Source organism: Chryseobacterium sp. HNCC26DJ241, from assembly GCF_057180505.1.
Window position 1 is genome coordinate 1 of sequence record NZ_JBXUGL010000082.1, and the last position, 732, is coordinate 732.

General features: G+C 30.5%; 1 protein-coding gene. It reads left to right on the forward strand.

The window, feature by feature from the left end; translation table 11 throughout:
• Positions 1-329 precede the first annotated feature (329 nt).
• The gene (locus AC2A1C_RS15825) at positions 330-575 is read left to right on the forward strand and encodes a hypothetical protein (protein ID WP_484026897.1); all 246 of its coding nucleotides are present in this window, start codon (positions 330-332) and stop codon (positions 573-575) included.
• Positions 576-732 lie beyond the last annotated feature (157 nt).

The window sequence follows — 732 nt, forward strand, 5'->3', positions numbered from 1 at the left end:
TCGTCTTAGAAAACAGCTTGGAATTTCTTCCGATATAGATCTCAATAAATGGATGATGGAACTGTAAAAATTGATATTTATTGTAGGATAGTTAATGTTTTTAATACGCTGTTATCCATTGTTTTATGATTGTGATGTAGAAAAGATGTAGGTTGAAATTTTTATTTTGTAGAAATTGTTTACACCTTTGCAATTCGACTCATTTTAAGTGTTTGTCCAAATCAATATTATTTGAATTTTTTAAAATTTACAATGCGTAGCATATCAATTAGGGATTGGGAAATTAAACGTTGATTCTTTTTTTGATAATTTTGAAAAAATAAAATGCGATGAAAAAAAAATTTATTAAAAGTGTAAAGAATGCTTTACACGAAAGTGTTCTGCGGGTTTTCCTCATTATTGTATTTTCAACAAATTTCTTATTTGCGCAGAATTGTTTCCATGTATCTCCTGAAAATGCGGAGTTTTATTCGGGTAATGTTAGTGTTACGAAGGATTTCGATAGTACTATTATGCTTTCAGTCGATCACCAATCAGATGTATATGCAGCAACCGAAGACTATGGTATTAATTAACGAGTATTTGAAAAAGAAGGGGACTATCTTTCGCTAAGAGCGAATTACAGACGATTGGATCTGTATGATCTGTGTTTTCATTTTTTTGAAAACCGTATTGTTGTCTGTAAAATGTACTTCCCACCGTTTATCATAAAGACTGTTTATTGGTTGATGG